We start from the raw sequence: 24,119 nt of genomic DNA, 5'->3' as shown, positions 1-24,119 counted from the left end.
ATGAAATTATTTAATTTATTATTTAGAAAGAAAAATATGGCAAATGAAATTCAAGAGTACCTAGATAAAGGTGCCGTTGTATTAGATGTTAGAACTTTAGGAGAATGGAATGAAGGACATAGTGAAGGAGCAAAGCATATTGTTTTAGATACAATTCCTAATAATGTAGAAGAAATTAAATCTTGGAATAAACCTGTAATTGCAGTTTGTAGAAGCGGAGGAAGAAGTGGACAAGCAACTGAGTTTCTTCAAGGTCATGGAGTTGATATTATCAATGGAGGACCTTGGGGTAATGTTGATCAATATTTATAAGATATTTTAATAATTGCGAAAAAAAGATGCTTTGTAGCATCTTTTTTTGTTTTTTAAAACATTTTAAACTTTTTTTGTAGTCGAAAAATAAAAAAGTTAGCTATGAAATTTATTCAACAATTTTGCCTAATTATTGGGCTCTTGTTAACAATAACAGTTTGCGCTCAAAAGAAAATTCAAATAGGTCTTCATGGGGGTTTAAATTATTCTTCACTTAGGTTTGAGGATGAGAATGTATTTGAACACGATTCTGAAATAGATTACCTATCAGGATTGAACGCAAATTTCTATTTTGATTCTAATTGGTCAATTCAAACAGAAGTTAATTATGAAAGAAAACGCGTAAGTGTTTTTTCTCCTGAGTTTGTTTTAAATGGACAACTTATAAACAGTTATAGGATATATGATTTGTATGAATTTATTACTATCCCGTTAACAGTTCAGTATGATTTCAGAGAGAAGAATTCATTTTACGTGAAAGCAGGGGTGTTTGCTTCTGTTTTTCTAAAAGCAAGAGAAAAGATTAATAATCGTGAGTGGAGTGGGGATTTATCACAGTATTTTTCAAAGTTAGATTCAGGAGTATCTTTTGGAGTTGGAAAACTTTTTGATATCAGTGAGCACTTTTGTTTTTTTCTTGAGTTAAGGAATCATTTAGGAATTAAAAACATAGAAAGTGAAGCACATTTCGATTATACAAAAACAAATTCTTTAGCTTTTATAATGGGCTGTAAATTTGAAATCTAAAAATTTATAAAAGAGAATTCTTTTTTGAGTTGCTCTTTTTTTAATGTTAGTTTTTCCAAAAACTTCTGATGTGCTTCTGAGTTAGGATTAAAAGGTTTGTGAGTTAATCCTTTTTGGATTTCTTCAACTCTTTTCATAGTTGATAATGAAGATGCATTAAACCAACTATACACGAATTTTTCCCAGATATAATGAATAGCAGTTTGGTTGGGATGGATCATATCTTCTTTATAAAAGCGATAATCACGGAGTTCGTCCATCATAATTTCATAAGAAGGAAAATAATGAATGTTTTTTCTTGGTTCGATGACGTTGTGAATTCCAGCAATTAAATGCGATTTACTTTGTTGATTTTGAATAAAACCATCTTTTATATGTCGTACTGGAGAAACCGTGAAAATTATGGAAGCTTTAGGGTTTATTGATCGAATTAAAGCTGTTATACTTTCTACGCTTTCAGTTACTTCATCAACCGATAGCAGTTCTTTTAAAAATTGCTTTTGCGGAATCTTATGACAGTTTGCAACTATCATATCAGAACTAATGTATCTATAGACCCAAGCAGTTCCTAGGGTGATTATAATGTGCGTTGAATTGGTAAGTTGTTCTTTAGCTATTTTTACTGATGTATTTAAATTTTTAAGCAGTTCTTCTTTAACATTATTGCTTAATTGAGAATGTGCATCAAAACAATGCCAACGTTCATTTAATTCGAATATATCTTCTTCTGTATATTCTTTAGCGTTAATTGAGTTTAAAATTAAATGTTCAATAGCCTTTGGATGAAACAGAATACCCAATGGGTTTTGAGTTGATTGAAACTTATAATATGAAAGTTTATTTCCAATGTTTTCTGAGAAACAAGAACCTAAAAGGAACAACTTAGAAGTATAGTCAATTTGATGATGAACTTCTTTTTTAAGTGGTATTTGAGTTTGTAGATTCATGTAAAGAGTTTAAATCAATTTAGTTTTTGATACTACAATTCCATCTTCATCACAATAAATATAGTGACCAGGAGTAAAATCTATATCGGCAAAAGAGACTTTAATATTTACTTCTCCCTCAGGAATTTTTATACTTTTTCTCGGTGTCGTATTCAATGCTTTTACACCGATATTCATCGTTGCTATTTCTCTGCTATCACGAATACAACCAAAAATAACAACTCCGTTCCAATTATTCTCTATCCCCATTGAAGCTAAACTATCACCCATAAGAGCACAATTTAATGATCCACCACCATCAACAACTAAAACCTTTCCAGTTCCGTCAGAATTAAGAGTTTGTTTTACTAATGGGTTCTTTTCAAAACATTTTACAGTTACAATTTCACCATGAAAGTTCTTCTTAGCACCATAATCTTTAAATCCAATTGGAGTGGCAACTTGAATTACATCAATAAAATCATCACATAAATCGGCTGTATAAATTTCCATAGGGTTGATTTTGGAATAAAACTAAACAAAAAAACCAACTTTTCAGTTGGTTTCTAATATGTGTTTTAAACTATATAATCTTTAGCGCGTTCTAATGCTTTCGGAATACCTCCTGGATTTTTACCACCAGCTGTAGCGAAGAAGTTTTGTCCACCACCACCTCCGTGGATAAGTTTTCCTAATTCTCTAACTACTTTACCTGCATCATAACCTCTCTCATTTGCTAGTTCTTTAGAAACATAACAAGTTAACATTGCTTTTTCTTTAGACGGTGAAGTGGCAAATAATACGAAAAGGTTATCAACTTCTCCTCCCAATTCAAACATGATGTTTTTAATACTTCCTTGATCTAAATCTACTTTTGTAGCTAAAAAGTTTACGCCATTTATTTCAGTGATTTGATTTTTTAAATCACCTTTCATGTTTTTGGCTTTATCTTTTAGTAATTGTTCAATTTGCTTCTTTAATGCAGCATTTTCATCTTGTAATGAACTAACTGATTTAGCTACATCTTTTGGGTTTTTAAGTAAAGCTTTTACTTCTGAGAAATTACGTTCTACATTTTCGAAGTATTCTCCTACAGCAACATTTGTAATGGCTTCAATACGACGAATACCTGCCGCAACAGCTCCTTCTGATTTTATTTTGAAATACCAAATATCTCCCGTTTGTTGAACATGTGTTCCTCCACACAATTCCATTGATTGTCCGAAACGAATTGCTCTTACACTATCTCCATATTTTTCTCCAAATAATGCAATAGCTCCTTCATCAATGGCTTGTTGCATTGGAATATTTCTCTTTTCCTCTAATGGCAAGTTTTCACGAATTCTAGCATTTACAAATTCTTCAATTTCTGTAAGTTGATCTTTGTCTACTTTAGAGAAATGAGAAAAGTCAAAACGTAAATAATCTGGACTAACTAATGATCCTTTCTGCTCAACATGCGTTCCTAAAATTGTACGTAGAGCTTGGTGTAATAAGTGTGTTGCAGTATGATTGCTAGCTGATAAATTTCTAAACTCATTATTTACCACTGCCTTAAAAGTCTCATTAAGATTCTTTGGAAGATTTTTAGTAAAGTGAATAATTACATTATTCTCCTTCTTAGTGTCCACAATATAGATAATATCTCCATTTTGAGTCTCTAAAAATCCTTTATCTCCAACTTGTCCACCACCTTCTGGGTAAAAAGGTGTCATATTGAACACTAATTGATATTGATCACCATCTTTTTTGGTAGTTACTTTTCTGTAGCGCGTTAATTTAATATCAACCTCTAATGTATCGTAACCAACAAACTCTTCAGTTTCATCTTCAAGTAATGTTATCCAATCTCCGGTTTCACTTGCAGATGCGGCACGTGAACGATCTTTTTGAGCTTTCATTCCTGCGTTAAACTCATCTTCGTTAATCTCGTAACCTTTCTCACGAGCAATTAACTGAGTTAAATCTAGAGGGAAACCATAAGTATCGTATAATTCAAATGCTTTCTTTCCAGAAACCTCTTTACCTTTTGTGTCTTCAATTACTTTATCGAGTAATAATAATCCTTGATCTAAAGTTCTTAAGAAAGATTGTTCTTCCTCCTTAATTACATTATGCACAAGTGTATCTTGTTTTCTAATTTCAGGAAAAGCATCTCCCATTTGGTGAGAAAGTGTTTCTGCTAACTTGTAAATGAATGGCTCTTTTTTGTTTAAGAAAGTAAATCCATAACGAATAGCTCTTCTTAAAATTCTACGAATTACATATCCTGCTCCGTTATTACTTGGTAACTGTCCGTCAGCAATTGCAAATGAAACAGCTCTTACGTGATCAGCAATTACACGAATAGCAATGTCAACTTTTTTATCTTTTCCGTATTCAATTCCTGTAATTGTTTCAATTTCTCGAATTAATGGAGTGAACACATCAGTATCGTAATTAGATTGAACTCCTTGTAAAACCATACAAAGACGCTCAAATCCCATTCCTGTATCAATATGTTTTGCTGGTAATTCTTCTAATGAACCATTCGCTTTTCTGTTGAATTGCATGAAAACTAAATTCCAAATTTCAACAACTTGCGGATGATCTTCATTTACTAAAGATTTTCCATCAATTTTTGCTTTTTCTTCTGCAGAACGAATATCCACATGGATTTCAGAACATGGTCCGCACGGTCCTTGTTCTCCCATTTCCCAGAAATTATCTTTTTTATTTCCCATTAAGATACGGTCTTCAGAAATATATTCTTTCCAAATATCATATGCTTCTTGGTCCATTTTAGTTCCGTCTTTTTTGTCTCCTTCAAAAACGGTAACGTATAAAATGTCTTTGGGAATTTTGTAAACTTCGGTAAGTAGTTCCCATGCCCAAGCAATTGCTTCTTTTTTGAAATAATCACCAAAACTCCAGTTTCCTAACATTTCAAACATGGTATGGTGATAGGTGTCATAACCAACCTCTTCCAAGTCATTGTGTTTTCCTGATACACGTAGACACTTCTGAGTGTCAGAAATTCGTGTATTTTTCGGGGCGGCATTTCCCAAGAAATATTCTTTAAACGGAGCCATACCTGAGTTTGTAAACATTAAGGTTGGGTCGTTTTTTAACACCATTGGTGCAGAAGGAACAATTTCATGTTGTTTAGACTTGAAAAATTCTAAAAACTTAGTTCTTATCTCTTGAGATTTCATTCTTTTTTAGTTAAAATATTTCTAATTGAGAGTAAAGAATGCTTATATATTGAAACATTTCATAAATTTGTAAGTCTAACCTATAAGTCGTTCTTTACTAAAGGACACAAAAATACTACATTTGGTCGTATGGCAAAAGTAAAATATTATTATGACCCAGAGACATTATCTTATCAGCAAATTGAGGTAAGAAAAAGGGACAAATTTAAGAACAGTATTATTTTTTTACTGGCGGCTGGTTTGTTTATGATATTGGGGTTTGTTGTACTTAGTCAGTTTTTTGAGTCACCAAAGGAAAAGGCTCAAAGGAGAGAGCTTGAAAATTCAAACTTACATATTCAGCTGTTAGGTAAACGAATTACTGAGTTAACAAGTGTTGTCGAAGATTTACAAGAACGAGATAACTATATTTATCGTACTTATTTTGAAGCCAATCCAATTCCGGATGAACAGCGAAAAGCTGGTTTCGGAGGAGTGAATAGGTATAAAAATTTAGAAGGTTTTGATAATAGTGATATGATTATCAACTTAACTAAAGACTTAGATGTTTTATCGAAACAAGTTGTGGTACAATCAAAATCGTTAGATGAAATTGTTGAGTTAGCGAAGAAGAAAGAGAAGATGTTATCTTCCATTCCTGCCATCAAACCAATTAAAAATGAGGATGAGACAAGAATGGCTTCAGGGTATGGAATGCGTTTGCATCCAATTTTGAAATCATGGCGTATGCACAATGGTATGGACTTTACTGCACCAACAGGAACACCTATATATGCTTCAGGAAACGGTCAAGTAACACGTGCAAATAGAAGTGCTACCTTTGGAAAAGTTGTTTATATTGAGCATGGTTATGGTTACAAAACTATATATGCTCATATGAGTAAAATTGTAGCGAAAAGAGGTCAAAAAGTAAAACGTGGTGATCTAATTGGTTATGTTGGTAATACGGGTCGTTCAGCGGCTCCACATTTACATTATGAGGTTCATAGAAACGGAAGACCTGTAAATCCGATTTACTATTATTACGGAGACTTATCACCTGAGGAGTTTATTGCAATGCAAAAAGCATCACAAGAGCAACGTCAATCTTTTGATTAATTTGTAACTTGCAAATAAAAACTTTGAATGCACGTTGAATTACCTGAAAAAAGATACTACAGAATAGGAGAGGTGGCTAAAGCCTTTAACGTGAATGCATCTTTAATTCGTTTTTGGGAAGGAGAATTTGATATTATTAAGCCTAAGAAAAACGCTAAAGGAAATCGACTATTTACACAACAAGACATTGAAAACTTTAAACTAATCTATAATTTAGTTAAAGAAAGAGGTTTTACCTTAGACGGAGCGAAGCAAAAACTAAAGCAAAACCCTGAAAAGGTTGTGGACAATCAGGAAATAATTACTAGATTAGAAGCGGTGAAAGCCGAATTAATTAAAATAAAAAATCAATTAGAATAACTAAAAGAGAGAAATTATGAAAAAATGGTTAGTGCCTGTACTAATAATTGGTGCGATATTATTATATGCTTATAGCACAGGAAAAGGATTTTACAATTCAACAATTAAATTAAATGAAAATATAGAAGAGTCTTGGGGTAATGTTCAAACGGCTTATCAAAGAAGAGGTGATTTAATTGGAAACCTTGTTAAAACTGTTCAAGGAGCTGCGGATTTTGAAAAGAGTACTCTAACAGATGTTATTAATGCAAGAGCAAAAGCCACACAAACCACAATTGATGCAAGCAATATTACTCCTGAGAACATAGCACAGTTTCAGCAGGCTCAAACAGGATTAACAGGAGCACTTTCTAAATTATTGGTTTCCGTGGAGAGATATCCTGATTTGAAGGCAAACCAAAACTTTTTAAAACTTCAAGATGAACTTGCAAGTACAGAAAATCAAATTTTAACTGCAAGAACAAGATTTAATGAAGCTGTAAAACCATACAACAACCATGTGAAAAAATTCCCTAACAATTTTTTTGCTAGCTGGTTTGGTTTCGAGGATAAGCCATATTTCAAAGCTGACCCGGGTAAAGAGAATGCTCCAGATATTAATTTTGATTTTGGAAACAAAAAGTAAATGTCTAGCGTAGAAAACTTTCTTTCATTAGAAGAAGAGCAGGAAGTTGTTAAAGCCATAAGAACAGCAGAGCGAAATACTTCAGGAGAAATACGAGTGCATATTGAAAGGACTACAGAACTTTCGCATTATGATCGGACTTTAGAAGTTTTCCAAGAGCTGGAAATGCATAAAACAGAACAACAAAATGCAGTATTAATTTATATTGCTGTTGACGATCACCAGTTTGTTATCTATGGAGATAAAGGTATCAACGAAGTTGTTCCATCTGATTTCTGGGAAAGTACAAAAAATGTCATGCAAAGTTTTTTTAAAGAAGGAAAATTTAAACAAGGAATAGTTGAAGGGATTTTGCAGGCAGGAGAAGAATTGAAAGCACATTTTCCTTGGACTACTGAAGATGAAGATGAATTACCAAATGAAGTTTCAAAAGGATAGATGAATAAGAAGCTAAATACTTTACTAATTTTTTTTATCGGGATTCAAATTGCATTATCTCAGTTTGATGTTCCAAAAAAACCTGATTTCCAAACTAGTGTTTACGATTATATTGGATTGTTATCTGAGTCCCAAAAATCTCGATTAGAGAATAAGTTGGTGAAATACTCTGATACAACATCAACCCAAATAGTTGTAGCAGTTATTAGTTCTACCAATAATGAAAGTATAGGTGTTTTAACTCCGAGATGGGCTCATAAATGGGGAATAGGACAGCAAGATAAAGATAATGGTGTATTTATTTTACTTGCAAAAGATGATAGAAAGATATGGATTTCTCCTGGATATGGTGTTGAACATAAACTAACAGCAGGAATAAATGGTCAGTTAATAAGAAATGTTATAATACCTGAATTTAAAAAAGGAGATTATTATAGCGGATTAGATAAAGGAACAGATGCCATTTTTAAAGTTCTTCAAGGAGAGTATAAGGGAACCAGGAAACAATCTAAAAATAGAAAGGGGGGCAATTTTGCTTTCGTAGTGTTTATTATCATTCTTATCGTCTTTTTTATTTTAATTTCTAGAGGAGGCAGAGGTAAAGGAGGTAGACGAAATTATACTGATTCTGATTCTCGAGATATATTAGAAACCATTATTTTAAGTAATGCTGGAAGAGGTGGTTATCGAAGAAGCGGAGGCTTTGGAAGCGGCGGTTTTGGAGGGAGTTCAGGAGGCTTCGGAGGAGGCGGATTTGGTGGCGGCTTCGGTGGAGGAGGCTTTAGTGGTGGTGGTGCTGGCGGTAGTTGGTAAACTTCAATTATAAAAATATTTGAGCTCCTGATTCTAGGAGCTTTTTTTATCTTTAATACTATGAAAATAATACAGGTTTTCTTTTTGTTATTAGTTCTTTATGGATGTACGGACTACAGTCAAGTGACGTATGTTGCTAAACTTCCTAAAAAACTGAAAGAAGTTTCTGGTCTTATAAAAGCTAACGATTCTAATTTCTGGATGCATAATGATGGAGGAAATAAAAACGAATTGTATTTAGTTAGTACTTACGGAAAAATAGTTAAGACTTTAAGCATTAAAGCAAAAAATACTGATTGGGAAGATATTACATCAGACGAGGAAGGGAATATTTATTTAGCTGATTTTGGAAATAATAATAGTACAAGAAAAGACTTAACTATTTTAAAAATTAAAGCGGAAGATTTAGTTAATCAGAAATCTGTTGAAGTTGAAAAAATCGAATTCGAATATCCTGAACAATATAAATTTCCACCAAAAAAGGGAGATAGACATTTTGATGCCGAGAGTATTCTTTACTTTAAAAATCATTTATACATTTTTACAAAGAGTAGAGTAAAAAACAATTATGGAAAAACAAGTTTATACAGATTACCGACCAAAGCAGGAAAATATCAAGCAGAATTAATTGGAAAGTTTGATAATTGTTCAAATCGAGATTGTTGGATAACCGGTGCAGCAATTTCAGATGATAACTCAAAGGTTGCACTACTCACTTCGAATCAAATTTTATTATTTACCAATTTTAAAGCGGATAATTTCTTTAGTGGAAAGTTAACTAGAATGGATTTAGGATTTTCTTCCCAAAAAGAGGCTATCGACTTTATGGATAATAACACCCTTTACTTTTCGGATGAAAGATCCCATTCATCTGGAGGGAATTTATATAGTATCCAACTAGTGAAATAATCGCTTTAGCTTCGTTTTTTGTCAATTTATATTCAGTATTCTAACTGCATATTTTTAGGTTTCATTCCTATGCTTTAAGAGTAAGACTAAGGTTAGTTTTATAGAGTCTAACCAAATAATAGTCATTATGAGTTTAAGAAGAAAATTTAGAAATTTCGGAAGAAAGGTAAAAAACGGCGCTAAAAAAGTAGGTAGTGTTGTTAAGAAAACAGCAAAGAAACCTGTAACTACCGTAAAGAAGGTTGGTAATGCGATTAAAAATACGGTTACAAAACCAGCAACTACAGCAAAGAAAGTTGGTAGTGCGGTAAAAAAGGTTGCAACAACTTCAGCAAGAAAAGTTAAGAACGGCGCTAAAAAGGCAGGAGGAGTGGTTAAAAATGCCGCTAGAACTACAAGCAGAGTGGTTAAAAACACTGCCAAAAGAATTACAAAAACAGCTGATTTTAAATTGAACTGTCATTTCTTTATTTGCCATGATGAAGTGCCTTTTACAGATAATGAAGTTACAACTTGGATAGAAAAAAGAGTAAAGGTGGCAGAAAAACTTTTTGCAATGAAACCAAGAATGAAAATCAAGTACAGTTTTTCAAGAGTAAAAAACGGTAATGATTTTTAATAATGGATTTTAAGTCAGGTAAAGATTATAGTGCTTTAATGAATAGCAAATTCGATAACAAGGCCAAATTTTTGAGATATGGAAGTTTAAATTTTTTAGTTGCTGGTGAATGGAAAGTTGATGGAAAAGACTTATGCGGTAAAGCATTTTTCCCATTATATCCAGGCTGGAAAAAACATGCTATTTATTTAGATAAAGATTGTAGTATTTCTACTTTATCACATGAGATAGGTCATGTATTAGGTTTACATCATACTTTTGAAAGAGGTGGATTGTGTACAGCCAACTATAAAAAGAAGAAAGGTGCTACAGAAAAAAATGGAAGAATTAATTTGATGGATTATGAGCGTGAGGGTAAAATTGTTTTTATAAACGATTGCCAAGAGCGTACAGCTGCGATGACCAGAAGAAGACTAATGTCGGTAACCGGAAAAATCAAATACAAAAGATTGTCAGGATGGATTTAAAAATGCAGGCTTGAAAAGTTTTGGTAATACGCTTATTATTGAAGTTTTTCAAGTACTGTTTTTGCGGCTAATTCACCAGAAAGCATCGCAGCGTTTAAAGAACCATTACATAATTGATCTCCCGCTAAAATAATTGACTCATTAACTTCAATTGTTTCTCTAGTTGGAGCGTATTTTAAAGATTCTAATTTTGGAAGCGCTTTGGGAATGTCAAACATCTTCACAAACTTCGAGACTTCAATTCCACAAATTTCCCTGAGTTCTTTAATAACTTCTTTCACTAATAGAGTTTCATGTAAGTTATGATCTCTTACAATAGTAACAGATAAAAGCTCTTTTTTTGATGAATTATTGTTCGCTATTGAAGTGGTAAAAAAGATGTTATTAATTAGTGAAAACTCATTAGCGAGTAATCCAATAATTGGTTTGCCAATGGTTCTTTTTAGTGTTTCAAAATATAACGTTTGGCATGATTTCCATTCTTGTTTTGTTGATTTTCTATTTGATAACAAATTTGAAGAATCTGTAGCAATAATTGTCATGTTACTCTCTAAAACATCACCATTAGATAATTTAATTGAATCTTTTTCAACTGAAGCTACTTTTGTATTATATAAGAAAGTTGTAGATTTTAATTTGTTTTTTAACTGATTCGGGATAGCACCAATTCCTGCTTTTGGTAATGCAGCATAACCTGTTCCGAACATTTTATAAACAAATTCGAACATTCTACTCGAAGTACTTAAAGTAGTTTCTAAAAAAATACCACTGAAAAAAGGAGTAAAAAAGTTGTGGATAGCCTTTTGTGAAAACCCAAAGTTTTTCAAATACTCTAAAGTGGTGGTTTCTTCTTCAGAAAAAATATCGTCAAGCGTTTTGTTTTTCAGAATACGATTTAGCCTAAGTATTTTAAACTTATCCCCAAAAGTAACTTTGTTTGTTGTTAATGTTGAAAAAAGCAAATTGAAACTTCTTAAACCATCTCCAAGAATAGAAGAAGACTTATTTTCGAAAATTACAGCACCAGGAAGAAATTTTTGAAGTTCTAATTCTTCATAGTTCAAATACTTTTGTGCAGCAGGATAAGAAGTTAATAATACTTGAAATCCATGATCTAATTGAAAACCTTCATAAACATCAGTTTTTACTCTACCTCCAACAGAATCCGAAGCTTCTATAATAGTTGGATGATAACCATTTTTTTCTAATTCAAGAGCAGCTATTAGTCCGCTAATCCCTGCTCCAATAATATAAATGTTTTGATGTTTTTTCGAAGTCATTCAATAAAATTAAGTTAGACTACACTTTTTCCCAGATTTGATCAGCATTTAAAATAAAGCTACCGACATAATTAAAATTACAATGTTCAGGGGCAATTAAAGACAAAAAATGCTCTTCTTTCTTATTTAAATATAAATGATATGTTTCACCTATTATGGGTTCGAAAGAAAAGTTAGCGTTTAGAATTAAGTTGTTGTATTCGAACTCTTGCATCATTCTTTCGTATTCAGCTTTAAGTTCGAGGTATTTTGTTTTTATCTTATGATTTACCTTATTAATGCTTCTGTTTTTCCAAGCAGTGGTGTCATTAGGTGTAATTACGGGAGCTCCAACAGAAGTTGCGTAGGGTTTTAATGCGGCATCATATTTTTCAGTTTCTGTATTATATACAACCGAATCTGGCTTTTTTTTCTCAGTCATGTTAAGATTGTTTTTCTAAAGCTTCAATTTGTTTCATTACTTGCTCAGCTTCATAAACCTTTTCATCACTCAATTTTCTGTTTGAGGTAGATAATTTATGCGCTTCTGCCAATAATTTAGCGTATAATTTCTGAAGTTTTTCCTTTTCGGATTTCTTTTTGAATAAACCAAACATAATATGACTTTTTGAGTCACAAAGATACAAAATGTTTAATATATTTTAATTAAAGTTAAACAAAAATATAAATAACAGGTTCTTCTCCTTAAGTAAAACTATTTTTTACAAGAAATTGACTAGTAATAAAATCCAACCAATTAATAAGCACAAACCACCAATTGGAGTAATTGGACCAAGGATTTTCATTTTTTTGCCGAATGCATCTGATAAAACTAAACCGTAAATACTGAACGAAAATAAAATAGTTCCGATGATAAAAAACAGTGAAGCATTACCTAGGTTTGATTGGAAATTAAATCCAACTAATAATAAAATAATAGCGTGATACATTTGATATTTTACGCCGGTTTCAAAACTGGTTAATTGTTCTGAAGTTAATTTTTTCTTCAAGGCATGTGCTCCAAAAGCACCTAAAATAATTGATAAAGCTCCAAAAATAGAAGCTGTGGCTAATACAATTTGTTGAGTCATTATTAAAAGTTGAATCCTACGCTGAAGGTAAATCTACCTCCGTCATTTCCATTAAACATTGCTAAATTTATGGTAAACATATCTAATCCGCTTAACCATAAAGATCCTCCATAACTTGAATTCCAAGATTCAGAGTCTGTTGGAGCGAAAGGACTCCATACTTTTCCGTAATCGAAACCTCCCGTAACTCCTATTTTCATAGGAATAAAAGCTTTAATATCACCTAAACGTAAACGTAAATCGTTTGAATGATAAAAACTTTCACTTCCTGTAAATCGCTGACGATTATATCCTCTTAAATTTCTATTACCACCAAGTGTTGCTGCATGATAAATTTCAAATCTATTTCTGAAGTTTAAGTGAGTTCCTACTTCCGAAGCGAAAACCAAACTTCTATTAGAAACTAAATTTTGATAAATTGCTAATGAAGTTCTAATATAACCAAAGTTACGATCTGTATTTTCAGCATTCATTTTTGCTCCCATGATGAAATCGAAATTCATTCCTTTTGTCGGGAAACTGTTATTATCAGTTCTTGTATGATTGAAATTTAATTCTCCACCCACAAAGTAGTTTCGATCAAAAATGTCGGTTACTCCATTTGTAAAGTTTGTAATATTTCTTCCCGGAGTATTTTCAACTTTAATAGCTTCAAAAGTTCCGGTAAGTTTTAAAGTACTTCCCCAATTATATTGTCTAACTAAAGATGGTAAGAAAGTGAATTCTTCTCTTTTTACACGGTAAAAATCTAGATCTCTAGAATCAGGAAATTCAGTTTGATTTCCAAATCCAAAAAAGTTGAAAGCATAATTACTACTAGTCGCTCTACCTTTTAATTCTAGCATCCAATTACCAATAAATTCTGCGAACTCACCAGTATAGCTAATATCAAAACCGTTGGTTCCTGAATAATAGTTAGCTGTTAAATTATGGCGATTATCAAAAGGTCTTTTCTTAAATCCGTAACGAGTATGAGTAGCGTTTACTACAAAGAACAAACCATCATCAGGGTTAAATCCTAAACTTGGGAAAATTAGCGTTGTGTTATTTTCAATGTCTCTGTGGTTGTATGTGTTTTTAAAGTAATTATCTTCTCTTAAATCAGCTAATTCTTTCCCTCCTTTTACGGTGTTTTTCTTTGATAGATAATCGTAAACTTTGGTTTTTTTACTCCAACCAGAAACATGCGATGTATCTTCATAAACATCATGATTATGTCCACCGATTAAACGAATTAAAATACTATCATCAACATCACCAGAAATGTAAAACTCATCATCACCATTTAAACCGTATAATTGAACTTCATCAGTTTCATTAGTCAAGAAAATTCGGCTATAAATTTTATCTTCTTTTCTAAAGATTTCAATACTAGTTTCATTATCGTTTAATCTCTTTATAATGAATTTATCGTCTTTATCTGTACCAACAACTTGAACTTTTTTAGCCTGTTTTTTATAGTATTTAAAAGCAAATTCTTTTAGTTTATCTCTTCTTGATTTAATTTTAGCAATCAACTCATCACCATCAATATCGTAAATGCTTTTTGGAAATTGTTTGATGGCATTTTCAATAACTTCGTCTGTAAGTTTGTTTTGAATATATTCAGCTTCTGTAAGCCATTCTTTCAACGTAAGTTGATTTAGGAATTCTCCATCAAAGAAACGCGGATAATTATTATACCATTTCATATCAGTAATGTCAAAATCCATTGATTGCATATTCTTGATAAGCGGAGTATTTAATTTTAATAATGGAATTAAAATTCCATCAAATTTAGAGAAGGGTTGGTCTCTATCTCTAGGGATTGGTCTGTAGTATTTTTTACCATCTTCAGTTTCAAATCTAGCAAAACGCCATTGATCTTCATGACGATCCCAATCTCCAATAACCATATCAAATAATCGAGAACGAACAGTAAAGTTTTGATCGACAGAATGCTTTCCGTTTTTTCTGATTTTCTCTAAAACATCGTAAGTACTAATTATTTTTTTAGAGTTTCCGAAGGTTGCCACATCTTCTCTGTTTCCAGCCGGACGTTCTTCTAGCAAATACATTCCACCACCAAAAACATCATTATACATTCCTAAAGCAGGTTGCTTTGGCATATAGTATAATTTCGGATTTGTATGATAAATTCCCACAGCTTCAGCCATATCTGGAATAACAAATGCACCATATGGATGTGACATGGTGAAAATATCTTGAACAACATCAACTAAAAAAGTTCCTTTTAAAACTCCTCCCATAATTCTACTTCCGTCTTTATACATAGAACGAAGTACATATTGTTTTCCATCAGGATTTTCGAGACGTAATGAATTGGTTTGATTTCCTCCTCCTCTACGAATTGGTTTTAAGCCGCCAAAAACGTTATCTAATTCTAAAACAGGAACTGTTATTTCTTTTCCATATTTTTCACGATTTAAATCTCCCCACATAAATTTATGAAATCCACTTTTTGTTACATCTTCTTTATTGTAAAGAGAAGTGGTTACTTCTTTTTTATGTAGTTCAAATTCAGAAAAATCAAAATTTGTTTTACGAATTACTGGATCAATAATTTGCTTACTGAATAATAATTTATTTTCATCTTTTTTATTTGCTGAGTAATATTCTACAATTGCAGAACCATCTTCGTAGAAGTTTAATTTTGAATATCCGTAGTTTCCATAAGTAAATTCTGCTCCATATCCTACCAATGCAGGTGATTGCTTAGAACCAGCTCCACTTACTATTTGTTTGAATCCATTGTTTTCAATGTATTGTAAGTTATGCTCATGTCCACTTACAAAAACGATATTATTCTTAAAGTCTTCAGCAATTGTTTCTATTTGACGAACAAAATCTTGATAACGTTGATGGAAATTGTCGGTTTGGATTCCTGCGTGAGAACGTAACATGTTTTTAAAAGTTCCTAAAACCGGAATAGGTTTCATATGATCTTTTACTGAAAAGCTTCCACCGTGAGGCCCATTCGAATATAATGGATGGTGTAGAGCAACAACAACATTCTTGTAACGATTCTTTTTGAATAAACTCCATAACTCTTCGATAAAACGTTCTCTGGTTTTAATATCACAATTATCATTGATTTTTGGTTCATTATCCCAATTCATGATGTACCATTCACTATCAACAGTAATTAAAGTCAAGTTTTCGTTAATATCAACTTTGTCAATACCGCAACCATTTTCAGGTAAAAAAGTATTTTTACCTAGAGCCTTTTCAACTAGTTTTTCCTGTCTTTTGAGTCCATCAACTCCGTTGTACCAATCGTGATTTCCAGGAATAAAAATTGTTCTTCCTGAATTGTTTTTTACAGCGTCAGTTTGGATCTTTAATCGATGTTTAACTAGTTTATAGTCTTTATGTTTTTTAGGATATATTCCATAAGGATATACATTATCACCTAAGAAAAGTGTTGTACTGTTTTTATCGGCCTTGTCAATTTCTTTTTGAAAGTATTCTAAAGAAACTACAGATTCGTTCATCTTAGCATTACCAGCATCGCCAATTAAATAAAAAGAATGTACGGGTTTTTTTGTCGTAGTTTGATGAGAATATTGTTTTGAAGCATATTGCGCTTTGTAAGTTGCACATCCATAAAATGATAGAAGTACAATAAAAACTGAGTAAAGTTTTTTCATCTTGTTTAGTTGCGGTAAAACAAATATACAAATTAGTTCAGAGTCCTAAATTTGGCGGGAGTCATACCTGTTTTTCTTTTAAAAACTTTACTGAAGTGTTGTGGATATTCAAAGCCTAAATTATAAGCAATCTCACTAACAGATTTTGTACTTCCTAAAAGTTGGTTTTTAGCTTTGTTTACAACAAAAGTAATGATATGATCTTTAGCACTTTTACCTGTTTCTTTTTTTAATACATCACTTAAATAATTCGGGGACATATTAAGTTGTTCTCCACAATACTTAACCGAAGGAATCCCTATTTCTTGTGGCTTTTCTGATGAAAAGTAACTCTTTAATAGTTTTTCAAACTCTGTAATATAATCTTGGTTTAAGTTAGTGCGAACATAAAATTGACGGTCATAGTAACGATTGCAATAATCTAATAAAAGCTCAATATTTGAAATGATGAGCTTTTGGCTATGCTTATCAATATTCTGATTGTATTCTCTTTTTATCTTTAAAATAATATCTGATACAATTTTTTGTTCTTCATCAGAGAGATGCAGCGCTTCATGAACTTCGTAATCAAAGAATGAATAAAGGTCTATGTTTTTACTTAAAGCTGACTTTCGAATTAAATCTGGATGAAAAAAAAGCAACCAACCTTCAGAATCTTTAGCTATAATTTTTTCATTGTCTGAAGATATTACTTGATTTGGTTTTGTGAAAACCATAGTTCCTTTAGAAAAATCATATGAATTTCTACCATAATTTAATGAACAAGATACCCCATCTTTTAAAGAAATCATATACATATTCATGGTGCATTTATTTTCCTCAATATCTGCATTATGAATATCTGTTTCTTTAATTACAGATATTAAAGGGTGTTTAGGAGCAGCGAGTCCTAGAGCTTCGTGCAATTCTTCTATGGAATTTATATGAACAATCATAAAGCTTATTTAGTTTGTTGTAATGTACGAACTTGTTTTAGAAGCATCTTTTTAGGTGTAAAAGGAACCATTTTCATCATTAGCGATTGCGAAAAAGTTAATCCAGAAATAACATCTAATTTACCATTAATCATTCCGTTGTAGCCATCTTCTGCAACAGATTTGGCGCTAGCTGTTTTATTAAATAACTCCGTTTTATCCATTCCAGAAGTTGCTCCGAATTCGGTTGCAGTTGCTCCAGGCATCAAGTTGGTAACAGTAACGTTTGTATCATGTAACTCTTCATTAATGGCATTACTAAAAGAGGTTACATAAGCTTTTGTAGCATAATATACAGCTTGCAGAGGTCCAGGTAACAAACTTGCAGTAGATGAAACGTTTAAAATCTTTCCACTATTTCTTTTTACAAAATCTGGAAGAAATAATCTTGTTAAGGCTGTTAATGCAATGATGTTTAAATTAATCATATCTAAATCTTGTTGCCATTCACGTTCATGAAATTTACCTACACCTCCAAAACCTGCATTATTTATTAAATAATGTATTTCAATTTCATCATCTTTTATTTCCTTGTAAATTTCGGTTGGAGCATTATTATTTGTTAAGTCTTTTACAATAACTTTTACTTGAGCATTAAACTTAGATTCGATTTCATTTTTTAGTTTATTTAGTTTCTCTTCTCTTCTAGCAACAATTACCAAATCTCCGCCTTTCTCTGCATGTATTAAAGCAAATTCTTTACCTAATCCGCTACTGGCTCCTGTGATTAATGCAACATTTTTCATTTTTTTATTTTTATGTTATATACTACAAAATTAGGTTTGAAATACGAGTGAATTGTATACTTTTTACTGAATGTAGTATACAAATTACTTATTAAAATACTTTTATTATATATTGATAATTAGATTTTTATATAAATATTGAATAAAAATAATACTTTTGCGTAGTAAATTAAATCCCCAATCACACTATGAAGAGATTCATACTTATGCCTGCGTTGTTGTTTTCTATAGCAACCTTTGCTCAAATTCCTGCTTATTATAATGATGTAAATTTAAGTTTGACAGGAACCGACCTCAAAGATGAGTTAGCAACAAAGATTATAAATACTCACACAAACAGTCTTTCTTATTCAAATATTTGGGATGCTTCAAAAATAACAGATGTCAATCCTTCAAATAGTTCTGAAGTATTACTGATATATGGTTATAGTGCATCAGGAATAACTTCTCGAACAAGAGGTATTAATAATAATGGTGGTAGTAATGGCCAATGGAATAGGGAACATGTTTTTGCAAACTCTTTAGCAAATCCTGATTTAGATGCTTCTGGAACGAGCGGCCCTCCATATGCTGATGCTCATAATTTAAGGCCTTGTGATGTACAAACAAATTCTACAAGAAGTAATCAATTATTTGCCGATGGAACTGGAAATGCTGGTTCTGTTACTGGCGGTTGGTATCCTGGAGATGAATGGAAAGGTGATGTTGCTAGAATTGCAATGTATATGTATTTACGATATGGTAATCAGTGTTTACCAACATATTTAGGAGTTGGAAGCAGCGCTGGAACTCCAGATGATATGATTGACTTATTCTTAGATTGGAATGCTGAAGATCCCGTTTCTGATTTTGAAAAACAACGAAATACGTATCATGATAGTGCTGGAACGTATGCTCAAGGAAATAGGAATCCATTTATAGATAATCCTGCTTTTGCTACAGAAATTTGGGGAGGTCCTCAAGCTGAAGACCTTTTTGGAGGTGGAAGTAGTGATACAGAAGATCCGTCTGTACCAACAGGACTGGTTGCTTCGAATATAGCAGCAACTTCTTTTACTATTTCTTGGAATGCTTCAACTGATAATACGGCTGTTACTGGATATAACATTTTGTTAGATAATGTTCAAGTAGGAACTTCAAATACGACTAGTTATAATGTAACTGGCTTAACAGGTTCAACATCTTATAATTTGACTATTCAAGCATACGATGCAGCAGGTAATACTTCAGCTTCTAGTTCTCAGTTAATGGTTATGACTGCTGTTCAAACTGGATTTACTTCGGAATTATTGTTCTCGGAATATATTGAAGGATCGTCATTGAATAAAGCCGTAGAAATAGCAAATTATACGGGAGGTTCAGTAGATTTAAGCGTGTATTCAATTAAAAGACAAACAAATGGAGCAGGAGCATGGTCAACAGGTTTAGCATTATCCGGAACTTTAGCTAATGGAGACGTGTATGTAATTGCACATGTTGATGCTGCAACGGATATTACAAGTAAAGCTAATCAAACTTCAAACGGTTCTGAAGTTCAATTCAATGGAAATGATCCTGTTGGATTATTTAAAAATGACGTGTTGATTGATATTATTGGAACATTCGATGGAGGTTCTACTAATTTCGCAGCAAATACAACGTTGGTTCGAAAATCTACAATTACAAGTCCTAATACTACGTATACAGCAAGTGAATGGGATTCTTTTACTTCTGATACTTTTACTAATATTGGATTTCATGTAGCGGGAACTACTAATATTTTTACGGGTAATACCGATAGTAATTGGGATACAGCATCAAACTGGAGTTTTGGATCTGTTCCTAGTAATACTGATGTTAAGATTGAACCAGGAAAGCAAGTTACTGCAACTGGAAGTATTTCTGTTGCCGACTTTACATTGGAAACAGGTGCTTCGTTAACAGTTGGTTCCAATCTTACAACTTCAGGAACGGTAACTGTGAATTCAGGAGCATCTTTAATTACACAAAATTCTACAAGTTTCGATTTGACGTATAATAGATCTTTAGGTACCACAAATTGGTATTTAGTTTCTTCTGCGGTAACAAATGAAACTATTGAAGATATTATTAGTAACCATAGCTTAGCTTCTGGTACAGCTGGAAATATTGGTATTGGAGATTATAATAATTCAACTCCGGGTTGGATTTATGCTAATGCATCTACCACAGGAACTTTGGCAAGTGGAGAAGGACGCTCAATAAAATTAACTTCGGCAGATGATATTTCATTTAGTGGAACAATGCCTTTAAACGACGTGAATATTGCTATAGCAGATGGAGGAGCAGGAGGAAATGGTTTCAATTTGATAGGGAATCCGTTTCCATCATACCTAGCGGCAAATAACACTTCTCCTTCAGTAGCAAATAATTTATTAAGCTTAAACACTGGAGTTTTAGAGGAAGAAACTATTTGGTTTTGGAATCAAGCAGCTAGTCAATATTCTTTGGTAAATCAAGCTACTGCAATTTTAGATGGAATATATTACATCGCACCGGGTCAAGGATTCTTTGTAAGATCAAATGTGACAGGAGGTAATTTTACATTTCCAGAGTCAATGCAAAGTCACCAAACCAATGATACTTTTGCTAGAAGTGCTAATCAAAATTACTCTAGTATAAAGTTGAAGTTAAGTGTTAGTGGAAGTTCTGATAAAGAAACCGATATTTTGTATGTTCAGGGAGCAACTACTGGTTGGGATAATGGTTGGGATTCTACTATTTTTGATGGAGCAAATACTGATTTGATTATTTACTCTGAATTAGTTGAAAATAGCCAAGGACAGAAATTAGCCATTCAATCACTTTCAAATGATACGTTTGACGAAATTATTCCTCTTGGAATTAATGCATCAAAGGATATGGAAATAACGATTTCTGCTGAAGCTACCAACCTTCCTGATGGTTATGAAATGTATTTAGAAGATAGAGTAGAAGGAACGTTTACTCTTTTGGATGCAACTACCAATTATCAAAAAGTACTTACTGAAAATGCAAATGGAGCTGGTCGCTATTACATACATACCAGTCAAGCTGTTTTAAATGTAGATGAGAATAATTTAAATACAGTTAGTTTGTTTGTTGATGCTAACAACACTGTTCATCTTAAAGGAATTCAAGAAGCATCAGAAATGACTATTTTCAACATCACAGGGCAGAAAGTATTTGCAACTTCTTTTGCGGGTAACGGAAATAATAGTATTTCAATTCCAAAGGTAACTACAGGATTATATTTAATTCAATTGAATACAAACACAGGAAGCATTACAAAAAAAGTAATTCTTAAGTAATAATTTAAGAGCTACAAGATAACGTAGAACAACCTACTTTATGACGTGCCCATTCAGGACGTTTGGTAAACCACTTTTCATAAGTAGGTTGTTCATTATATGGTTGTTTTAAAAGTTCGTATAATTCTTCGATTACATCATAGTTATCTTTATCGGCTTCATCAATGGCTAATTGAGCCATGTAATTTCGTAAAACATATTTCGGATTTACAGTATTCATTTTTGTGGCTCTTTCTGTATCGTTGATATTTTGCTTTTGAATTGTTTGAAGGTATTTATCAAACCAACAAAGCCATTTTTCTTTTACAGAGGAATTTAGTTCTTCTTTATTGTAAAAAGAATCCATTACTTTACCTAGAGCCTCCAACGAAGTATCAGTTTGTAGAACTGAAGCTAAGTTTCTAAAGAAAATTGTATAATCAGTTTCTATTAACTGTAATGTTTTTTCTAATTCAGAAATTAAGGAAGCGTACTCATTCTTAATATCTAGACCTAATTTTTGCTTCATCATAGCGTCATACTGAGCTAAATAAATAGTTTCGTATTCATTTAAAACAGCTTGTAGTGGTTCAACTTCTTCAATTAACGGATACAAAGCATTGGCTAGTTTGTATAAATTCCACATACCAATGTAAGGCTGATTACCAAAACGATATCTTTTATTCTGCGCGTCAGTGGTGTTTGGAGTCCATTCGTAATCAAAACCTTCTAACCAACCGTAAGGACCGTAATCAATAGTTACTCCTAAAATGGACATGTTATCGGTATTCATTACACCATGAACAAAACCAACACGTTGCCAATGCACAATCATATCAATAGTTCTATTTCTAACTTCTGTTAGGAAATCTAGATACTTTTGTTTTCCATTTGAAGTAATTCCTGGATAAAAATGCTTGATGGTATAATCAGCAAGTTTTTTCAGAGTTTCATGGTCTTTTCTTGCAGCAAAAATTTCAAAATTTCCAAAACGAATAAAACTTGGCGCAACTCTACACACAACAGCTCCTTTTTCATAAGCAGCATTTCCGTTGTACATAATATCACGCAATACTTCGTCTCCCGTTAAACTTAAGGATAAAGATCGTGTAGAAGGAACTCCTAAATGATGCATTGCTTCACTACACAAATGTTCACGAATAGAGGAACGAAGTACGGCCAAACCATCGGCTGTTCTAGAATATGGAGTTTCACCAGCGCCTTTTACTTGAAAAGCCCAATGTTTATTGTTATGATTAATTTCAAATAAATTAATAGCTCTTCCGTCACCTAATTGACCAGCCCAATGTCCAAACTGATGTCCGCCATAACACATAGCGTAGGGACTTGTCCCATCAAGGACACTATTTCCTGTAAAAAGTGAAACAAATGCATCTGTTTGAACATCTTCCTTGGTAATTCCTATCTCTTCGAGTAATTCATCAGAAACATGAATTAATTTTGGATTGGAAGTTTCCTTAGGTGTAACATAAGAAAAGCAAGCATTATATACTTGCCTTCTTTTATTCTCTAACTCAATATCAGCAGGAAGCTCTTTGGTAAATGTATTTGAAATTTTAAAATTCATTATTTTAATTTGTCTGCATATAATTTTCTAAGCTTGGTAAGCTTAGGAGTAATTACAAAGTTACAATATCCTTGCTCCTTATTATTGTTATAATAATTTTGATGATAATCTTCTGCAGGATAAAATGTTGGTAACTCGCTAATTTCTGTAACAATCGGATTGTCAAAGTAAGGTTGAACTTGCTTGATAACTTCTTCAATTACAGATTTCTCTTCTCCGTTAGTATAGTAAATTACTGAACGATATTGCGTGCCAACATCAGCGCCTTGTCTGTTTAAAGTTGTTGGATCATGAGTAGTCATAAAAATGATTAAAATCTCTTCATATGAAATAACTTCAGGATTATAAGAAATTTGAATAACTTCTGCATGACCTGTTAAACCAGAACATACCTCTCTGTATGTAGGATATCCAGGAACATTTCCTCCAGCATAACCAGAAACTACTTTTTCAACTCCTTTTATTTGATTAAATATGGCTTCAGTACACCAGAAACATCCGCCACCTACAGTTGCTATTTTAGTTTTCATTCTCTAGTTCAATTGATAATGAGTTTACACAATATCGTAATCCACTTGGTTTAGGACCGTCAGGAAAAACATGCCCCAAATGTGCATCACAGGTATTACACAAAATTTCCACACGAATCATTCCGTGTGAAGTGTCTTTATAATACTTGACCGCATTTTCTTTGATGGGTTGCGTGAAACTAGGCCATCCAGAACTTGAGTCAAATTTAATTGAGGAATCAAACAAAGGTGTATCGCAACAAACACAATTGTATTTTCCTACACTAAAAGACGTGCAATGTTCGCCGCTAAAAGGTCTTTCGGTTCCTTTTAATCTCGTAATCATAAACTGTTCTGGAGAAAGGAGAGCTTTCCACTCTTCATCTGTTTTCTCAATTCTTTTTTCAGGTGAAGGATTTCCATTCACCGTAAAGTCGATAATATTTTTCCAAGTAAGCATATTGTTTTGTCGTGAAATTGTAAGAAACCTTACGTTATTAAAAATTG

At 32.5% G+C, this 24,119-nt stretch carries 24 protein-coding genes; 11 read left to right on the top strand and 13 right to left on the bottom strand.

Features of this window, described 5'->3' with window-relative positions; translation table 11 throughout:
* Together ACOSP6_RS04390 and ACOSP6_RS04385 are read left to right on the top strand one after the other, a co-directional pair.
* Positions 1-312, top strand: coding sequence for a rhodanese-like domain-containing protein (locus tag ACOSP6_RS04390; RefSeq protein WP_422094162.1), 312 nt, complete (start codon positions 1-3; stop codon positions 310-312).
* 102 nt (positions 313-414) lie between these two features.
* The gene (locus ACOSP6_RS04385; protein ID WP_422094163.1) at positions 415-1,059 is read left to right on the top strand and encodes a porin family protein; all 645 of its coding nucleotides are present in this window, start codon (positions 415-417) and stop codon (positions 1,057-1,059) included.
* On the opposite strand, the gene ACOSP6_RS04380 is transcribed toward ACOSP6_RS04385, so the two are convergent.
* From ACOSP6_RS04380 to alaS, 3 genes are all read right to left on the bottom strand, one after another.
* On the bottom strand, positions 1,056-2,006 hold the full coding sequence (locus tag ACOSP6_RS04380; RefSeq protein ID WP_422094164.1) for a GSCFA domain-containing protein: 951 nt from the start codon (positions 2,004-2,006) through the stop codon (positions 1,056-1,058). The two genes, ACOSP6_RS04385 and ACOSP6_RS04380, sit on opposite strands and share 4 nt — an antisense overlap.
* 9 nt (positions 2,007-2,015) lie before the next feature.
* A complete protein-coding gene (gene rraA, locus ACOSP6_RS04375) occupies positions 2,016-2,498 on the bottom strand; it encodes a ribonuclease E activity regulator RraA (RefSeq protein ID WP_422094165.1) in 483 nt (160 codons plus the stop codon).
* 65 nt (positions 2,499-2,563) lie between these two features.
* Positions 2,564-5,179: an alanine--tRNA ligase gene (gene alaS, locus ACOSP6_RS04370; RefSeq protein ID WP_422094166.1), complete on the bottom strand. Its 2,616-nt coding sequence runs from the start codon at positions 5,177-5,179 to the stop codon at positions 2,564-2,566.
* A 129-nt stretch (positions 5,180-5,308) separates the two neighbouring features.
* Between alaS and ACOSP6_RS04365 the strand changes: the two genes are divergently transcribed.
* The 8 genes from ACOSP6_RS04365 (at position 5,309) to ACOSP6_RS04330 (ending at position 10,508) form a co-directional block, all read left to right on the top strand.
* Positions 5,309-6,277, top strand: coding sequence for a M23 family metallopeptidase (locus ACOSP6_RS04365; RefSeq protein WP_422094167.1), 969 nt, complete (start codon positions 5,309-5,311; stop codon positions 6,275-6,277).
* A gap of 27 nt (positions 6,278-6,304) precedes the next feature.
* Positions 6,305-6,637, top strand: a complete 333-nt coding sequence (locus ACOSP6_RS04360; protein WP_422094168.1) for a MerR family transcriptional regulator — start codon at positions 6,305-6,307, stop codon at positions 6,635-6,637.
* A gap of 16 nt (positions 6,638-6,653) precedes the next feature.
* Entirely contained in the window at positions 6,654-7,262 is a 609-nt protein-coding gene (locus tag ACOSP6_RS04355; RefSeq protein ID WP_422094169.1) for a LemA family protein, read from the top strand.
* A complete protein-coding gene (locus tag ACOSP6_RS04350) occupies positions 7,263-7,700 on the top strand; it encodes a TPM domain-containing protein (protein WP_422094170.1) in 438 nt (145 codons plus the stop codon). It begins immediately after the preceding gene.
* Complete coding sequence (locus tag ACOSP6_RS04345) at positions 7,701-8,513, top strand: TPM domain-containing protein (RefSeq protein ID WP_422094171.1); 813 nt, start codon at positions 7,701-7,703, stop codon at positions 8,511-8,513.
* A 60-nt stretch (positions 8,514-8,573) separates the two neighbouring features.
* Positions 8,574-9,422, top strand: a complete 849-nt coding sequence (locus ACOSP6_RS04340; protein WP_422094172.1) for a hypothetical protein — start codon at positions 8,574-8,576, stop codon at positions 9,420-9,422.
* A gap of 127 nt (positions 9,423-9,549) precedes the next feature.
* Positions 9,550-10,041, top strand: a complete 492-nt coding sequence (locus tag ACOSP6_RS04335; protein ID WP_422094173.1) for a hypothetical protein — start codon at positions 9,550-9,552, stop codon at positions 10,039-10,041.
* Between the two features lie 2 nt (positions 10,042-10,043).
* Positions 10,044-10,508, top strand: coding sequence for a M43 family zinc metalloprotease (locus tag ACOSP6_RS04330; protein WP_422094174.1), 465 nt, complete (start codon positions 10,044-10,046; stop codon positions 10,506-10,508).
* 35 nt (positions 10,509-10,543) lie between these two features.
* Here ACOSP6_RS04330 and ACOSP6_RS04325 read toward each other — a convergent pair whose 3' ends face one another.
* The 7 genes from ACOSP6_RS04325 to ACOSP6_RS04295 all read right to left on the bottom strand — a co-directional run bounded on the left by ACOSP6_RS04325 (position 10,544) and on the right by ACOSP6_RS04295 (position 18,228).
* Positions 10,544-11,788 (bottom strand): protoporphyrinogen/coproporphyrinogen oxidase, encoded by a 1,245-nt coding sequence (locus ACOSP6_RS04325; RefSeq protein ID WP_422094175.1) that lies wholly within the window; start codon positions 11,786-11,788, stop codon positions 10,544-10,546.
* A 19-nt stretch (positions 11,789-11,807) separates the two neighbouring features.
* Positions 11,808-12,209, bottom strand: a complete 402-nt coding sequence (locus ACOSP6_RS04320; protein ID WP_422094176.1) for a DUF2452 domain-containing protein — start codon at positions 12,207-12,209, stop codon at positions 11,808-11,810.
* A 1-nt stretch (position 12,210) separates the two neighbouring features.
* Complete coding sequence (locus ACOSP6_RS04315) at positions 12,211-12,384, bottom strand: Lacal_2735 family protein (RefSeq protein ID WP_422094177.1); 174 nt, start codon at positions 12,382-12,384, stop codon at positions 12,211-12,213.
* A gap of 105 nt (positions 12,385-12,489) precedes the next feature.
* On the bottom strand, positions 12,490-12,858 hold the full coding sequence (locus tag ACOSP6_RS04310) for a DUF423 domain-containing protein (protein WP_422094178.1): 369 nt from the start codon (positions 12,856-12,858) through the stop codon (positions 12,490-12,492).
* A 2-nt stretch (positions 12,859-12,860) separates the two neighbouring features.
* Positions 12,861-16,508, bottom strand: coding sequence for a metallophosphoesterase (locus tag ACOSP6_RS04305; RefSeq protein WP_422094179.1), 3,648 nt, complete (start codon positions 16,506-16,508; stop codon positions 12,861-12,863).
* Between the two features lie 32 nt (positions 16,509-16,540).
* Positions 16,541-17,443 carry a helix-turn-helix domain-containing protein gene (locus ACOSP6_RS04300; protein WP_422094180.1) on the bottom strand — a complete coding sequence of 301 codons (903 nt, stop codon included), beginning with the start codon at positions 17,441-17,443 and terminating at the stop codon, positions 16,541-16,543.
* Positions 17,444-17,448: 5 nt separating this feature from the next.
* On the bottom strand, positions 17,449-18,228 hold the full coding sequence (locus ACOSP6_RS04295) for an SDR family NAD(P)-dependent oxidoreductase (protein WP_422094181.1): 780 nt from the start codon (positions 18,226-18,228) through the stop codon (positions 17,449-17,451).
* A gap of 188 nt (positions 18,229-18,416) precedes the next feature.
* On the opposite strand from ACOSP6_RS04295, the gene ACOSP6_RS04290 reads away from it, so the two are divergent.
* Positions 18,417-21,536, top strand: coding sequence for an endonuclease (locus ACOSP6_RS04290; protein WP_422094182.1), 3,120 nt, complete (start codon positions 18,417-18,419; stop codon positions 21,534-21,536).
* 4 nt (positions 21,537-21,540) lie between these two features.
* On the opposite strand, the gene ACOSP6_RS04285 is transcribed toward ACOSP6_RS04290, so the two are convergent.
* From ACOSP6_RS04285 to msrB, 3 genes are read right to left on the bottom strand one after another with little or no spacing between them, the layout of a single operon-like run.
* Positions 21,541-23,103, bottom strand: coding sequence for a protein adenylyltransferase SelO (locus tag ACOSP6_RS04285; RefSeq protein ID WP_422094183.1), 1,563 nt, complete (start codon positions 23,101-23,103; stop codon positions 21,541-21,543).
* On the bottom strand, positions 23,103-23,633 hold the full coding sequence (msrA, locus tag ACOSP6_RS04280) for a peptide-methionine (S)-S-oxide reductase MsrA (RefSeq protein ID WP_422094184.1): 531 nt from the start codon (positions 23,631-23,633) through the stop codon (positions 23,103-23,105). Before msrA ends, ACOSP6_RS04285 begins: the two co-directional genes overlap by 1 nt.
* Positions 23,623-24,072, bottom strand: a complete 450-nt coding sequence (msrB, locus tag ACOSP6_RS04275; protein ID WP_422094185.1) for a peptide-methionine (R)-S-oxide reductase MsrB — start codon at positions 24,070-24,072, stop codon at positions 23,623-23,625. The genes msrA and msrB overlap by 11 nt, the downstream gene beginning before the upstream one ends.
* Between the last annotated feature and the right edge of the window lie 47 nt (positions 24,073-24,119).

It is taken from the genome of Tenacibaculum sp. MEBiC06402 (genome assembly GCF_049239625.1).
Classification (GTDB): Bacteria; Bacteroidota; Bacteroidia; order Flavobacteriales; family Flavobacteriaceae; genus Polaribacter.
This window is presented reverse-complemented; position numbering and strand designations above follow the sequence as displayed.

What these genes read in the sequence shown, in the direction of transcription:
- ACOSP6_RS04390 (WP_422094162.1), top strand. Translation starts at nt 1, where the DNA reads ATGAAATTATTTAATTTATTATTTAGAAAGAAAAATATGGCAAATGAA.
- ACOSP6_RS04385 (WP_422094163.1), top strand. Translation starts at nt 415, where the DNA reads ATGAAATTTATTCAACAATTTTGCCTAATTATTGGGCTCTTGTTAACA.
- ACOSP6_RS04380 (WP_422094164.1), bottom strand. Translation starts at nt 2,006, where the DNA reads ATGAATCTACAAACTCAAATACCACTTAAAAAAGAAGTTCATCATCAA.
- rraA (WP_422094165.1), bottom strand. Translation starts at nt 2,498, where the DNA reads ATGGAAATTTATACAGCCGATTTATGTGATGATTTTATTGATGTAATT.
- alaS (WP_422094166.1), bottom strand. Translation starts at nt 5,179, where the DNA reads ATGAAATCTCAAGAGATAAGAACTAAGTTTTTAGAATTTTTCAAGTCT.
- ACOSP6_RS04365 (WP_422094167.1), top strand. Translation starts at nt 5,309, where the DNA reads ATGGCAAAAGTAAAATATTATTATGACCCAGAGACATTATCTTATCAG.
- ACOSP6_RS04360 (WP_422094168.1), top strand. Translation starts at nt 6,305, where the DNA reads ATGCACGTTGAATTACCTGAAAAAAGATACTACAGAATAGGAGAGGTG.
- ACOSP6_RS04355 (WP_422094169.1), top strand. Translation starts at nt 6,654, where the DNA reads ATGAAAAAATGGTTAGTGCCTGTACTAATAATTGGTGCGATATTATTA.
- ACOSP6_RS04350 (WP_422094170.1), top strand. Translation starts at nt 7,263, where the DNA reads ATGTCTAGCGTAGAAAACTTTCTTTCATTAGAAGAAGAGCAGGAAGTT.
- ACOSP6_RS04345 (WP_422094171.1), top strand. Translation starts at nt 7,701, where the DNA reads ATGAATAAGAAGCTAAATACTTTACTAATTTTTTTTATCGGGATTCAA.
- ACOSP6_RS04340 (WP_422094172.1), top strand. Translation starts at nt 8,574, where the DNA reads ATGAAAATAATACAGGTTTTCTTTTTGTTATTAGTTCTTTATGGATGT.
- ACOSP6_RS04335 (WP_422094173.1), top strand. Translation starts at nt 9,550, where the DNA reads ATGAGTTTAAGAAGAAAATTTAGAAATTTCGGAAGAAAGGTAAAAAAC.
- ACOSP6_RS04330 (WP_422094174.1), top strand. Translation starts at nt 10,044, where the DNA reads ATGGATTTTAAGTCAGGTAAAGATTATAGTGCTTTAATGAATAGCAAA.
- ACOSP6_RS04325 (WP_422094175.1), bottom strand. Translation starts at nt 11,788, where the DNA reads ATGACTTCGAAAAAACATCAAAACATTTATATTATTGGAGCAGGGATT.
- ACOSP6_RS04320 (WP_422094176.1), bottom strand. Translation starts at nt 12,209, where the DNA reads ATGACTGAGAAAAAAAAGCCAGATTCGGTTGTATATAATACAGAAACT.
- ACOSP6_RS04315 (WP_422094177.1), bottom strand. Translation starts at nt 12,384, where the DNA reads ATGTTTGGTTTATTCAAAAAGAAATCCGAAAAGGAAAAACTTCAGAAA.
- ACOSP6_RS04310 (WP_422094178.1), bottom strand. Translation starts at nt 12,858, where the DNA reads ATGACTCAACAAATTGTATTAGCCACAGCTTCTATTTTTGGAGCTTTA.
- ACOSP6_RS04305 (WP_422094179.1), bottom strand. Translation starts at nt 16,508, where the DNA reads ATGAAAAAACTTTACTCAGTTTTTATTGTACTTCTATCATTTTATGGA.
- ACOSP6_RS04300 (WP_422094180.1), bottom strand. Translation starts at nt 17,443, where the DNA reads ATGATTGTTCATATAAATTCCATAGAAGAATTGCACGAAGCTCTAGGA.
- ACOSP6_RS04295 (WP_422094181.1), bottom strand. Translation starts at nt 18,228, where the DNA reads ATGAAAAATGTTGCATTAATCACAGGAGCCAGTAGCGGATTAGGTAAA.
- ACOSP6_RS04290 (WP_422094182.1), top strand. Translation starts at nt 18,417, where the DNA reads ATGAAGAGATTCATACTTATGCCTGCGTTGTTGTTTTCTATAGCAACC.
- ACOSP6_RS04285 (WP_422094183.1), bottom strand. Translation starts at nt 23,103, where the DNA reads ATGAATTTTAAAATTTCAAATACATTTACCAAAGAGCTTCCTGCTGAT.
- msrA (WP_422094184.1), bottom strand. Translation starts at nt 23,633, where the DNA reads ATGAAAACTAAAATAGCAACTGTAGGTGGCGGATGTTTCTGGTGTACT.
- msrB (WP_422094185.1), bottom strand. Translation starts at nt 24,072, where the DNA reads ATGCTTACTTGGAAAAATATTATCGACTTTACGGTGAATGGAAATCCT.